Source organism: Aeromonas veronii bv. veronii, from assembly GCF_000820225.1.
Classification (GTDB): Bacteria; Pseudomonadota; Gammaproteobacteria; order Enterobacterales; family Aeromonadaceae; genus Aeromonas; species Aeromonas veronii.
Window position 1 is genome coordinate 345,535 of the sequence record NZ_CDDK01000031.1, and the last position, 13,426, is coordinate 358,960.

At 60.2% G+C, this 13,426-nt stretch carries 12 protein-coding genes; 3 read left to right on the forward strand and 9 right to left on the reverse strand.

Annotation, left to right across the window (positions count from 1 at the left end; all coding sequences use genetic code 11):
• The first annotated feature begins 88 nt into the window (after positions 1–88).
• Both BN1139_RS14235 and BN1139_RS14240 read left to right on the forward strand, forming a co-directional pair.
• Entirely contained in the window at positions 89–1,066 is a 978-nt protein-coding gene (locus BN1139_RS14235; protein WP_005349475.1) for a D-2-hydroxyacid dehydrogenase family protein, read from the forward strand.
• Between the two features lie 66 nt (positions 1,067–1,132).
• Positions 1,133–1,687 carry a sugar O-acetyltransferase gene (locus BN1139_RS14240; protein ID WP_005349467.1) on the forward strand — a complete coding sequence of 185 codons (555 nt, stop codon included), beginning with the start codon at positions 1,133–1,135 and terminating at the stop codon, positions 1,685–1,687.
• A gap of 380 nt (positions 1,688–2,067) precedes the next feature.
• On the opposite strand, the gene BN1139_RS14245 is transcribed toward BN1139_RS14240, so the two are convergent.
• On the reverse strand, positions 2,068–2,616 hold the full coding sequence (locus BN1139_RS14245; protein WP_005349463.1) for an NAD(P)H nitroreductase: 549 nt from the start codon (positions 2,614–2,616) through the stop codon (positions 2,068–2,070).
• A 114-nt stretch (positions 2,617–2,730) separates the two neighbouring features.
• The gene (locus BN1139_RS14250) at positions 2,731–4,758 is read right to left on the reverse strand and encodes an NADPH-dependent 2,4-dienoyl-CoA reductase (RefSeq protein ID WP_005349460.1); all 2,028 of its coding nucleotides are present in this window, start codon (positions 4,756–4,758) and stop codon (positions 2,731–2,733) included.
• 208 nt (positions 4,759–4,966) lie between these two features.
• On the opposite strand from BN1139_RS14250, the gene sppA reads away from it, so the two are divergent.
• The gene (sppA, locus tag BN1139_RS14255) at positions 4,967–6,811 is read left to right on the forward strand and encodes a signal peptide peptidase SppA (protein WP_005349459.1); all 1,845 of its coding nucleotides are present in this window, start codon (positions 4,967–4,969) and stop codon (positions 6,809–6,811) included.
• 92 nt (positions 6,812–6,903) lie between these two features.
• Here sppA and BN1139_RS14260 read toward each other — a convergent pair whose 3' ends face one another.
• From BN1139_RS14260 to BN1139_RS14290, 7 genes are all read right to left on the reverse strand, one after another.
• Entirely contained in the window at positions 6,904–7,824 is a 921-nt protein-coding gene (locus BN1139_RS14260) for a L,D-transpeptidase family protein (RefSeq protein WP_005338927.1), read from the reverse strand.
• Between the two features lie 511 nt (positions 7,825–8,335).
• Positions 8,336–9,577: a tetratricopeptide repeat protein gene (locus tag BN1139_RS14265; RefSeq protein ID WP_005349455.1), complete on the reverse strand. Its 1,242-nt coding sequence runs from the start codon at positions 9,575–9,577 to the stop codon at positions 8,336–8,338.
• Positions 9,578–9,588: 11 nt separating this feature from the next.
• Positions 9,589–10,224: an energy transducer TonB gene (locus tag BN1139_RS14270; protein WP_005349451.1), complete on the reverse strand. Its 636-nt coding sequence runs from the start codon at positions 10,222–10,224 to the stop codon at positions 9,589–9,591.
• A gap of 16 nt (positions 10,225–10,240) precedes the next feature.
• Positions 10,241–10,648 (reverse strand): ExbD/TolR family protein, encoded by a 408-nt coding sequence (locus BN1139_RS14275; protein WP_005338933.1) that lies wholly within the window; start codon positions 10,646–10,648, stop codon positions 10,241–10,243.
• A gap of 67 nt (positions 10,649–10,715) precedes the next feature.
• Positions 10,716–11,243: a MotA/TolQ/ExbB proton channel family protein gene (locus BN1139_RS14280; protein ID WP_005338936.1), complete on the reverse strand. Its 528-nt coding sequence runs from the start codon at positions 11,241–11,243 to the stop codon at positions 10,716–10,718.
• 10 nt (positions 11,244–11,253) lie between these two features.
• Positions 11,254–12,627 carry a MotA/TolQ/ExbB proton channel family protein gene (locus BN1139_RS14285; protein ID WP_013724077.1) on the reverse strand — a complete coding sequence of 458 codons (1,374 nt, stop codon included), beginning with the start codon at positions 12,625–12,627 and terminating at the stop codon, positions 11,254–11,256.
• On the reverse strand, positions 12,624–13,388 hold the full coding sequence (locus tag BN1139_RS14290) for a DUF3450 domain-containing protein (protein WP_005343435.1): 765 nt from the start codon (positions 13,386–13,388) through the stop codon (positions 12,624–12,626). The genes BN1139_RS14285 and BN1139_RS14290 overlap by 4 nt, the downstream gene beginning before the upstream one ends.
• Positions 13,389–13,426 lie beyond the last annotated feature (38 nt).

Here is a 13,426-nt window from a genome sequence, read left to right on the forward strand (position 1 = left end):
CTTCTGATTGTGTTCGTTTGAAAACAACAGACACCTTTTATTCCGGTAAGATAGCGGTCCGAGCCAACGCAACCGAGAAGGATTTCTTATGCGGATTGCCATTCTGGATGACTATCAGGATCAGGTGCGCCACCTCCCCTGCTTTACCCTGCTGGCGGGTCATGACGTCACCATCCTCAACCAGAGCGAACCCGATACAACGCGCCTTGCCGCCCTGCTGGAAGGAATGGAAGCACTGGTGCTGACCCGCGAGCGTACCCGCATCGACGAACAGCTGCTGATGCGGCTTCCCACCCTTAAACTCATCAGCCAGACCGGCAAAGTCAGCCAGCATATCGACCCGGTACTGTGCCAGCAGTACGGCGTTGCCGTGGCAGAAGGGATCGGCAGCCCTATTGCCCCCGCCGAGCTCTGCTGGGCGCTCATCATGGCAGCCTCCCGCCATATACCTGCTTACAGCCAGGCGTTAAGCCAAGGCCAATGGCAGCAATCTGGTGACCTCGGTTTGGGACGCACGCTGTATGGGCTGACGCTCGGCATCTGGGGTTACGGCAAGATAGGCCAGCGGATCGCCCGCTATAGCAAGGCATTTGGCATGTCGGTACTGATATGGGGCAGTGAGGCTTCGCGCAGACAGGCCGAGCTGGATGGCTATGCCTGCGCCTCCAGCAAGGAGGCTCTCTTCAGTCAAGCCGATATCCTCACGCTGCATCTGCGCCTAAGCGAGGCAACCCGCGGCGCTGTTACCCGCGCAGATCTGGCCCGCATGAAAGTTGACTCTCTGCTGGTCAATACCAGCCGTGCCGAACTTATCGAGCCGGGCGCCCTCTATGCAGAGCTAAGTACCCATCCTGGAAAACGGGCCGCGCTCGATGTATTTGACATCGAGCCGGCGACACAGGAAAGCGAACCCCTGCTGCGCCTGCCCAACGTCTTGGCAACGCCTCATCTCGGCTATGTGGAGCAAAACAGCTACGAACTCTACTTTCGCGTGGCGTTCGAGAATGTGCTGGCCTTTGCCGAAGGCAAACCTGCCAACCTGGTTCTGCCCATATCGGGTGGGTGATCACGTTACTTCTGCCGTATTGGCGCCAATATCCAAATCCCTGGCAGATAAAGGAAAGCAACCTTCATGAGCGAATACCAGAAGATGATTAGCAGCCAACCGTACAACTGCATGGCACCCGAGCTGGCCCAGTTGCGCCGGGAGGCGGCACGGCGCTATCGCCGTTTCAATCAGGCGGAAGAGAAGACAGAGCAGCGGGCACTACTGGCGGAGCTGATTGGCGAACTGGCAGAGAATGCCTTCATCTGCCCGCCCCTCTACTGCACCTATGGCCGCCACATCCACCTGGGCAAGGACTCCTACATCAATATGGGGGCGACCCTGCTGGACAATGCCCCCATCCGCATCGGCGCCCATGTGATGATTGGGCCAAACGTGCAGATCTATACCGCAGCCCATGCGCTGGAGGCCGACGAACGAATTCAGGGAACAGAGACGGCGCTGCCGGTCACCATTGAAGACAAGGTCTGGATTGGGGGCGGCGCCATCTTGCTGCCCGGCGTCACCATAGGGCGGGAGGCGATCGTCGGCGCGGGTGCCGTAGTCACCAAAGATGTACCGGCCGGTACTCGGGTAGTCGGCAACCCGGCCCGGATCCTGCCAGCCAAAAACAGGGCATAAGGCAGCCAACCGGGCTGCATGACGATGCTGCCATCAGCTCACAGCAACCCCGACACCCCATAAAAATAAAGCCCAATGTCACGAAGACGTTGGGCTGTTAAAAGGTGCTACGGAATTGCGACTCTCATCGCAGAAAAATTAGAAGGAGTGCCCTTCTAAACTGGCAGGGAGATATTAGCGAATGCGCAAACGTTTTACATAGTGAAATACAACAGGATTGCGAGGTACATCGCACTATTTAAATAATTACCTGCTATGGCGCGCGAAGCCTCTTTGAGCCATTTATTTTCCCCAATTTCTCTGGTTACTATTCACGGTTAAACAGAAAAGCCCCGATTTCTCGAGGCTTTGCTTCTCTTAACCGCAACGTGGCCGAAAAGTCAGAAACGGCGGACAAACTCATCGAGCGGCAGCTCGCGCAGTTTGCGTGCTTCCTGCATGGGGGTACCGAGATAGAGGAAACCCACCAGCTGATCCTCTGCCGCCAGTCCCAGTCCCTTGTTGATCTGCTCATCGAAGATAAACCAGCCGGAGCGCCAGATGCCGTTGAAGCCCTGTGCCTGCGCTGCCATCTGCATCGCCATCAGGGCACAACCGGCAGAGAGCTCCTGCTCCAGTTTCGGCACCTTGGGGTGATCCTGATAACGGGTTGCCACGGCGACGACCAAGGGCGCCCGCAGTGGCGCTTCGCTGCACTTCTTGATGCTCTCTTCATCTTCGCCACGGGCACGGGCCGCCTCGGCCAGCAGCTTGCCCAGCCGCTCACGCCCCTCCCCTTCAAACAGAATGAACTGCCAGGGGGTCAGGGTGCCGTGATCCGGCGCACGCAGGCCCGCCTTGAGGATATTGTCGAGCACCTCACCGCTCGGGGCGGGATCGGCGAGACGGCCACAGGAGTGGCGATTGAGCAACAGGGTGAGGGCATCCATGGGCAATTCCTTCTCTGGGGCAATGATGGCGCTACCTTAGCACAGCACCGAATGAAGAAAACCCCTGAGGCTCAGGGGTTTATCGCACTATAAAGGGCACGAGGGCACTGTTGGCTAGATGATCGCAGCCAGCTCGGCCCCTTGCCGGATGGCACGCTTGGCATCCAGCTCGGCGGCCACGTCGGCTCCGCCGATGATATGCACCGGCTTGCCTGCCGCCTGCAACCCGGCCTGCAGCTCTTTAAGGGGCTCCTGCCCGGCGCAGACTATCACCTGATCCACCGGCAGACACTGCTTGCTCTCGCCCACCTGAATATGCAAGCCCTCGTCATCGATCCCCAGATATTGGACCCCGGAGAGCATCTGCACCTTGCGGTTCTTGAGCACGGTACGGTGGATCCAGCCGGTGGTCTTGCCAAGTCCGTCACCCACCTTGCTCTCCTTGCGCTGGAGCAGCCAGATCTGGCGCTCGGGGGCGTCGATTTCAGGAGCCGTGAGGCCACCGCGCTCGCCAAGCTGTTTGTCGATGCCCCACTCCTTGAGCCAGTGATCACGGTGCCCATCGGCATCCATCTCCACTTTCTTCTCGACCAGATACTCAGCTACATCGAAGCCGATGCCGCCGGCACCGATCACCGCCACCTTCTGGCCGACCGGTTTGTGATCCCGCAATACATCGAGATAACTCATCACCTTGGCATGCTCGATGCCCGGAATGTTGGGGGTGCGCGGACGAATACCGGTAGCGAGGATCACCTCGTCAAAACCGCCGCCGAGCAGGCTCTCGGCACTCTGGCGCTGGCCCAGATAGAGCTCGACACCGCACTTCTCCAGCCGTTTGGCGAAATAGCGCAGGGTTTCGTGAAACTCCTCCTTGCCCGGGATCTGCTTGGCGAAGTTGAACTGGCCGCCGATTTCGCAGGCTTGATCGAACAGGCTCACCTGATGACCGCGCTCGGCAGCGTAGCAGGCAAACGCCAGCCCGGCCGGGCCCGCCCCCACCACCGCCAGCTTCTTGGGCTGGGGCACGCGGCCAAACGTCAATTCGGTCTCGAAACAGGCTCGAGGATTGACCAGACAGGAGGCACGCTTCTGCTTGAACACATGGTCAAGGCAGGCCTGGTTGCAGGCGATACAGGTGTTGATCTCGTCCGCCCGGGTCTCGGCCGCCTTGATGACAAACTCGGGATCCGCCAGGAAGGGGCGCGCCATGGAGACCATATCCGCCTCGCCCCCCGCCAGAATCCGCTCGGCCACCTCGGGGGTGTTGATACGGTTGGTAGTGATAAGCGGCACCTTGAGATGCTTTTTCAGCTCAGCAGTCACCCAGCTGAAGGCGCCGCGCGGCACGCTGGTGGCAATGGTTGGAATACGCGCTTCGTGCCAACCGATGCCGGTGTTGATCAGGGTCACCCCCACCGCTTCCAGCGCCTTGCCGAGCGCAATCACCTCTTCCAGAGTCGAGCCCTGCTCCACCAGATCGAGCATGGAGAGGCGGAAGATAATGATGAAGTCGGTGCCGACCCGCTCGCGGATGGCGCGGACAATCTCCACCGGAAAGCGCATCCGGTTTTCGCTGCTGCCGCCCCAGCCATCGGTGCGTTTGTTGGTTCGCTCGCAGATGAACTGGTTGATGAGATAGCCTTCCGAGCCCATCACCTCGACGCCGTCATAACCGGCCGCCTTGGCCAACGCTGCTGTAGCCGCGAAGTCGCGAATGGTGCCGAGGATCTGCCGCTCGCTCATGGCGCGCGGTTTGAACGGGGAGATGGGGGCCTTGAGGGCGCTCGGTGCCAGACTGAACGGATGATAGGCGTAACGACCGGCATGGAGGATCTGCAGCGCTATCTTGCCCCCCTCCTGATGCACGGCGCTGGTCACCTTCTTGTGCTTGCTCACCTGCCAGGGAAAGCTCAGCTGGGAGCCGTGAGGTACCAGCCGCCCGCGCAGATTGGGGGCAATGCCGCCGGTGACGATAAGGCCTACTCCACCACGGGCGCGCTCGGCATAAAAGGCAGCCAGCTTGTCAAAACCGCCCTTCTCCTCTTCGAGGCCGGTGTGCATGGAGCCCATCAACACGCGGTTGCGCAGTTGGGTAAAGCCAAGGTCGAGCGGGGTCAGCAGGGTCGGATAGCGGCTCACGATGCCTCCAGTTAATTTTTTGTTATCAAACTGAGACTAGAGTAAAGAATCGAAAATTCTTTTTCAAACAAATGTTTGGACAAATTTTCAGCGAACAGCCGTGCCCTGAACGAAGATAGACGGGATCCGCCAGTCGGAAATGGCAATTTCGCCCGCAACTGGTTAATAATGGCTCTTCTCTACCCATTAACAGGGCGATAACGCGACTATGTCTATTTTCAAAGGTCTGGGTTGGTTGTTCCGCAGCCTGTGGCGCCTGCTCAATTTCACCCGGCTGATGCTGGTCAATCTGCTGTTTCTCATCGTAGTGCTGGTCATCGTCTTCAGCGTCAGCCAGAAAGAGGCCCCCAAGGCGCCCATCGAAGGGGCGCTGACCCTCAATCTCAACGGCGTGCTGGTGGAGCAACGCTCCCAGACAGATCCCACCGTACAACTGCTGCGCCAGATGGACAGCAGCGACGAGCAGCCGAGCGAGATCGTTCTCTCCGACCTGCTGTGGGCCATCAAGAGTGCCAAGGATGACGAGCGCATCAAGGCGCTGGTGATCAAGCCACAAGGGCTGCAGGGAGCCAACTTCACCAAACTGCAGGAGGTGGCGAGTGCCATCGACTCCTTCCGGGAGAGCGGCAAACCGGTGATCGCCATGGCCGACTTCTACACTCAAGGCCAGTACCTGCTGGCGGCCCACGCCGATCACGTGCTGCTCAACCAGAGCGGCGCCGTGGTGATCGAGGGGCTTGGGGTCTACCAGACCTACTTCAAGTCGGCGCTGGAGAAGCTCAATATCACCCCGCACGTGTTCAAGGTCGGCACCTACAAATCCTTCGTCGAACCCTATACCCGCGACGAGATGTCCCCCGAGAGCAAAGAGGCGAACCAGCGCTGGCTGGATCAGCTGTGGCAATCCTATGTGGCTGACGTAGCCGAGCAACGGGAGATCGAACCGGATGCCGTGGCACCGGGCAAGGAGCGCTTCCTCGAGCTGCTGCGCAAGGCCGGTGGCAATGCCGCCAACTACGCCCTCGACAACGGGCTGGTGGATCAGCTGGCCACCCGCGACGAGATGACCCAGGCGGTCATTAAAGAGGTGGGTGAAGCGGACGACCACGGCTGGAAAGGGGTCGGCCTGAAAGAGTATCTGGCTGCCATTCCGGAACAATATCCCCAGAGTGGCAAGGATGAGGTGGGTCTGGTGGTCGCCAGCGGCGCCATCATGGATGGCGTGCAGCCTGCCGGTACCATCGGCGGCGACAGCCTCTCCGACCTGCTGGCCGATGCCCGCCGCGATGACCAGGTTAAAGCCGTGGTCCTGCGGGTCGACAGCCCCGGCGGCAGCGCCTTCGCCGCCGAGCAGATCCGCGCCGAGCTGCTGGCCCTGAAACAGGCTGGCAAGCCGGTAGTGGTCTCCATGGGCAGCTATGCCGCCTCCGGTGGCTACTGGATCTCCGCCGATGCGGACAAGATCTTCGCCTCCCCAACTACTCTCACCGGTTCCATCGGGGTGTTCGGCATGTTTGCCACCATCGACAAGGCGTTGGCCCAGTTCGGCGTGCATACCGACGGGGTTGGCACCACAGATTACGTCGGCGTAGGCCCGACCCGCGCCCTGCCGGATCACGTCGGTCAGGCCATCCAGCTGAGCGTGGAAGATACCTACCAACGCTTCATCGGTCTGGTCAGCAAGGGCCGTGGTCTGAGCCCGGAAGAGGCCGAAAAAGCGGCCGAAGGTCGTGTCTGGACTGGCGAAGATGCCAAGGCCCTGGGGCTGGTGGACGAGTTCGGCAATCTGGATGACGCCATCAAGGCAGCCGCCGAACTGGCCAACCTCAAAGAGTGGCAGGTGACCCCCATCGAGCAGGAGGAGTCCACCAAGGACAAGTTCCTGCGCCAGCTGTTTGACAGCAGTGCCCAAGTGCTGGCCCCCCAGTTGCAAAGCTGGCTGCCGGCTGGATTTGGCAAGGCATTGGTGGAAGTAAACCGCAGTCTCGACCCGCTCACCCGCTTCAACGATCCGCAAGGCACCTACGCCTTCTGCCCGGTCTGCGTGCAGTAAGCAAGCGGTGACTCCCCAATAAAAAAACGGCGACCATCTGGTCGCCGTTTTCTTTATTCAGCCAGTGCGCGCGGCACCGCCAACTTGCTCAATCAGGGATTGAGGCGGGTCGGCATACCGGTACGCTGTTCCAGCACCTGCTTGACCACGTTGGAGTCAGACTCGGCGTGAGCGATGAAGCGGGTGATAGCCGGTGTCATCGGGAGCGGCACGGAGGCGGTGGAGTTGAACTCCTCCTCGGTGCGCGACAGCGGCTCGTGTACTTCCATGTAGCGACCGCCATCCGGCTCGACCGTGGTCTTGACCGGCTGGTTGACGAACTGGACGCGGGTGCCGACCGGCACGTTGTCGAACAGATACTTGATGTCGTCAGCGCGCAGACGCACGCAACCGCTGCTCACCCGCAGACCGATACCGAAGGTGGCATTGGTGCCGTGGATGGCATAGAGGTTGCCAATGTAGAGGGCGTGCAGACCCATGGGGTTATCCGGACCGGCTGGCCATACTGCCGGCAGAGTCTTGCCCTGGGCGGCATAGCGGCGACGGATGTTCTCGGTCGGAGTCCAGGTCGGGTTGGCGCGCTTGCGCTCTACCTTGGTGATCCAGTTCTCAGGGGTGTTTACCCCCAGCTGACCGATGCCGATGGGCAGTACTTCCACCACGTTCTTCCCTTTCGGGTAGTAGTAGAGACGCATCTCGGCAACGTTGATGACGATCCCTTCGCGGGGCGCGTTGGGCAGGATCAGCTGGTGGGGGATGATCAGGGTGCTACCCGCTTTCGGCAGATAGGGATCAACGCCCGGGTTGGCTTCCATGATGTTGGTCAGACCCAGCTGGAAGTCAGCAGCGATCTGCTCCAGCGGACGGTTGTCCGCAGGCACCACGTATTCCTGGTTTTCACCGATCAGGCGGCTGTTGGCCGCAGGCAGACGGTACTCGACGGCGGCAGCCTGCTGGCTGACCAGCGCAAATGTGCATAAAAGGGCCGAAGCGGCAGTGCGAAGGGGATTCATAAAATTCCTGTGTGGTTTCCTGTACCAAATGGGCCGGGGGCCGTCTCATCCTCGGTCTGCCGGTGGCGGGTCAACCTGCCCCACGACGCCAATAACCGAGCGCGCATTCTTTCCTGAGTCGGCCAAAATTTCAACTTCCATATGTTGCTTTTCTTGTTAAAAGTAGCCGTTTTCGATGTGACGCTTATCAACAGGGCAAAAGCCCACCTGGCAAGTCGCAGCAAAGAGAAAGATGAATGGCACGGCCGGCCTGTCAGCGAGCCACCCGAGCCCCCGTCAACCACAGCGCAGCGCCACCTTGTGTCACGGTTGCAGCCCTCGATAAAACGTTTGCCACATCGGGAGAGATAGACCAATGTCGAGGGAGGCTCTGTATTGGCATGAAGAGGGATAAAACCGTGCGTCGGCCACCCGCCAGTGCTGGCTGCCACCATAAAAAAACCGCTCCGAAGAGCGGTTAATGGAGCCACCAGGCAACCATAAAAGGGACTACAGGTAGTTGTCATTGGAATTACTGGACGGCTGCCTCTCCGGTGCCATTCTGCTCTTTGAGGAAGCTGATCCACGGAGATGCCCGACCGCTGACGTTGCCATTCTGAGCCGCCTGGGTGAAGGCGTTGAGGGCCTCCTTCGGCTTTTGTTGCTCAAAATAGGCGACACCGGTCAGGAACTTGAGATCCGCACGCTGTTCACCATTGGCATTGGCTGCCGGTTTGGCGGCCAGCGCCACCAGATCCTGATAGCGCTTGCTCTGGATCATCATGCGCGCCATTTTCAGTTGCAATTCGGCGCTCGGGGCCAGCTGGTAGGATTTGGCCAGGGTGTCGATGGCCGGATCCAGCTCCTTGGCCTGATGCCAGTAGTTGGCCAGGGTCTTGTAGTTGCTGGCGCTCTGCTCAATCACCCCGTCCTTCATCCCCTTCTCCATCACCCGTGCGGCGCGATGAGGAATGCCGGTGAAGGCGAGGTAGTTGGCGAGGCGCTGCAGCTCGGCGGCCTCGGTCAACATGCCGAGGTTATAGGCCGACTCCAGCGCAGCCAGCGCCTTGGCATCGTTGCCTGCCTGCATATGCATGGCCGACAGCTGGGTCCAGTACTTCTTCTTCTCCGGGAACATGTTGACCAGAGAGGTCAGCACCTCGGTCGCCGGTTTGTACTGTTTCAGCTCGTAGTGAGCCCCCATCTTCAGCAGATACCAGGACTCCGGCGCTTTACCTGCCGACAGCTTGATCGCCTGATCCACCGCCGGGATCGCGTCACGGTACTGCTTGAGCTGCACGTGGGCGTTGGCCAGCGTGATATAGGCATGGGAGTTGGGCTTGTCATCCTTGCCCTGGTTGGCAAACCACTCCTTCATGGTCTTGATCGACCCCTGATAATTGCCCTCAGCCATATAGAGCTGGGCCAGGTTGTAACGCACCTGCTGGGCCACCGGTGGCGGCAAGCCGCCTGTCGCGATGGCATCGGCAAAGTACTTGGTCGCCTGACCGTATTTCTCCTGCTGGGCGGCTACGAAACCGAGAGTCTGCAATATGACCCCCTTGTCGTAGACCCGCTCGCCCGCGCCGGAGAGCGCATCTTGCAGCTTGGCATTGGCCTCACCGTATTTCTTCTCGGTGATCAGCTCCTGCGCCTTGTTGACCGCCCGATAGGCCCGATCCGACAGGGCCGGCTGCTCGGCGGCCCAACTGGCGGTGCTGAGCAGCACCGCCATGGCGACCGGGGCGAGGATCATCTTGTGTAACTTGTTCATCGCCACCTTCCTTAGTTGACCGCAAACTCGATCTCTTGCTGCATACGGCTCGCCTGCGGCTTGCCATCCACCATGGCCGGTTTGAACGTCCACTTGGCGATGGTTTTGCGCGCCTCTTTGCCGAGGTCATAGCTGCGCGGCTCTTCCTTGACGATCCGCACGTTGCTGACGGTGCCGCGCTCGGTGACGGTGAACTCCACCAGCACCTTGCCGGAGGCCAGCCCCGCCAGTGCTGCCTTGCGGGGCATCATGGGCTCGAAGGTTGCCAGCGGAATGGCGCCGTTGTTGCCACCGACTCCGCCACCACCGCCGCCGGTGCTGTAGGCACCCAGCGCGTTGCCACCACCTATGTTGACCGGGATGTCAAGCTTGGGCATGTCCATCGGCGCGCTCTCCATCTTCGGCCGAACCGTGCTGGCCACTTCCATCTCGGGAGGAGGTGGCGGACGCTTGGGCGGCGGCGGTTTGGGCAGCTCCCGCTGTTTCTCTTGCAGGGTCTCCTGGGGCTTGAGGCGGATGAAATCGGTCATGGTGACGTCATCCTTCTCCACCAGCTCCCGGTGATCCGGTGTGATCAGCTTGTTCATTCCCAGAAACAGAAAGAACACCACCACACAGGAGACCGCCAACGATATCAGGTATCTCATAGGTCTCTCTCCGGCATCAGCTGCTCTTGTCTGCCGCGATGGAGATGTTCTGGACACCGGCCATGCGGATCTGATCCATGACCTGCACCACCAGACCGGAACGGGATTCGTTATCGGCCTGGATCACCACGGCGCTCTCCGGGTTTTCGGCCCGCAGCCGCTCGATGTTGGCGCGCACCGCACCGACCTCGACCACCCGCTTGTCGACCCAGACCTGACCGTTTTCGCGCACCGCGACCATGATATTGCCCTTCTTCACCGTCTCGGCCGTGCTGGCACTGGGACGGTTGATCTCGACACCGGACTCCTTGACGAAGGAGGTGGTGACGATGAAGAAGATCAGCATGATGAACACTATGTCCAGCATGGGGGTCAAATCGATAGCCGCCTCGTCAGCACCGCTGTCGCTGTAACGTTTTCTCATAGCAGAAACTCCTTGCTTGTTCTGTGCCCCCGGCAGGCCATGCCTCACCGGGGGTATGCATCCTGCATCAACCGTGTTTCAGGTTGTCTTCCAGCTTTTGCACCGCCAGTTTGGCCTTGTGATCGAGCTGGTTGACAAAAAACAGGCCGGAAAGGGCGGCAATCATGCCCGCCATGGTCGGTACCGTTGCCTTGGAGATCCCCGATGCCATCGCCCGCGGCGAACCGGTACCTGTTATGGCCAGGGTGTCAAACACCTGCACCATCCCCACCACGGTCCCGAGCAGCCCCATCAACGGGCAGAGAGCGATCAGCACCTTGATGACAGGCATCCCCTTGTCCACCGCCATGGCGACCCGTGAGACCAGCTCGCGCCGGATCTGCTTGGCAGACCAGGAGAGGTGATCGGTACGGGCCAGCCAGGTGGCCTTGGTCTGCTTCACCTGCTTGGGGTAGACCGCCATGAAGTAGAACCAGCGCTCCAGCAACAGGGCCCACATCATCAGGGTCAGGAAGAACAGGGCGACCAGTACATCGCCCCCCAATCCCAAAAACCGGCGGACCGACTCGACTTCTTCAATCAACCAGAACCACATGGGTGACTCCTTACGCTGCGGCTTTGGAGGCGTGCAGACGTTCCTGATAACGGGCGACGAAACCGGCGCTCTGCTCTTCCAGCACCTGGATCAGACGACGGCTCTGGGTCTGTACAATGGTGTAGAGGAACAGCATGGGCACCGCGACGACCAGACCCTGCATGGTGGTCACCAGCGCCTCGGAGATACCACCCGCCATCAGCTTGGGATCGCCGGTACCGAACAGGGTGATGGCCTGGAAGGTGGCGATCATCCCCACCACGGTACCCAGCAGGCCCAGCAGCGGTGCGACCGATGCGATCAGCTTGATGAGGCTGATGCCCTTCTCGAACTTGGGCACGTTGCGCAGGATGATCTCGTCGAGCTTGGACTCCAGATCCTCGATGTTGTCACCGCGATGGTTCTGGTAGGCCCCCAGCATGTCACCAATGGGGTTGCCCTTGATGATCTGATCGGATTTCAGCTGCTTGCGCATGGACGAGCCGATCAGCGACAGGCGGATACCGCAGAAGATGGCCAGCAGGGTACCGATGACCCCCAATGCCAGGATCACATAGCCCACGGAACCACCCTGATCGATACGCTCCTTGAGGGTCGGTGACTGCACCAGCAGGGAGAGGATCACGCCGCGAGACGGGTCGATGAAGATGGGCTTGACCTCGTCACCGCCCTGTTCAAACTCGGCGATGGGAGCCAGCACGCTCTTCTCCGGTTGCCGGGAGAGCTGCTCGAATTTACCGGTCTCCGGTACGAAGGTGAGGTACTTGCCTTCGGAGACAGTGTTGAACTCGCCGATCTGAGTGACGGTCTTCTCGGCCTGGTTGCCCTCGCCGTAGACCACGGTCGCCGGGATCTGGCTCACCTTGCCACCGTCCACCATGCGGCCGAGGGTGGTGGTCCAGAACGCTTCCAGATCGTCGCTGGAGGGGAGCTCTTTACTCTCGGCCAGACGGGTCAACAGAGCGGATTGCTCCGGATGCTCGACCCGACGAGCGGAGGCGTTGAAGATCCCCTTGAACTCACCGGCAAACTGACGCAGTACGCCGAACATCTCGCCCATGTTGCCGGAACGCTGGCGCAGGGTTTCGGTCAGTTCGGTCAGCTGCTTGTCGTTGGCATCGAAGGTCGCCTTGAGCTGCTCGCCCTTGGCGGTTTCGGCAGCCAGCTCGGCCTTGGCCTTGGCCAGCAGCGCCCCCTGCTCGTTCTTGTCAGCCAGGAAGCGGGCTTCCCGCTCCTTGTTGAGTTGGGATTCGCTCAGGCTGGAGGCCTTGACCTGGTTCAGCAGCGCATTGAGATCCACCGGTTTTTCGGCGGCGGTCACCGGCAGGGTGACCAGGGTTGCTCCCGCAATCAGGGAGGCAATAGCAAGTTTGATTCCTTTCATGATGCTTTCTCCGCAGTTTGAACCGGCAGCTTGATCAGCGCGGGAGGCGCCTGCTTCTTGGCGATGCGAAGGCCCTGTTCAACCGCACTGCGATACTCCTGGGGCAACTCTTCCCACTGGCGAGTCTTCTTGTTCCACATCCCGGTTTCATTGCCATCCGGGGATTGATAAAGCAGCGCGATTCGGCCAACCCGCAGGAACTCGTAGGTCTTCTCGCTGCCATCCTTGTCCAGGCTCGCCTTGTAGGATTCGATGGTGCGGCTGAAGCCCTCCTCGATCTGGTAGGCCTCCAGGATCTTGCGGTACTTCTCGGAGATGGTGACATCGGCCCGGTTCATCAGGTCGGTCAGGGCCGCTACGCGGTCCTCCCGCTCGACCTTCTGGAACGGCAGATCCAGCGCCACAAACTGCTCGAGGGAGTCGATCATCTTGAGCATCAGGGGGACGACTTCGGTGCTGGTCTGATCAATCTGGGCGATCTGCTTTTGCATCGACGCCAGCTCGGCACTCTGGGACTCGACCATCTTGCTCACCTGCTCGTTGTAGGTGCGCAGACTGTCGACCTGACGCAGGGCGGCCTTGTACTGGGCCAATGCGGATTCGGCAGATTCGGCATAGCTGTCGATCTTCTGCTGGGAAACTTTGGATGCGTTGTCGGTGGCGGCTTGAGCGTCCACGGCCTGACCGGCAGTGGCTGCACTCAGATTGAAGCTGGTCAACAAGGCGGCCGAAACCAGGCTGCCAAGGAGCGCTTTCTTCATTGTAATGGTCCTTGTCTTCATAGGATTACCCTATCTCC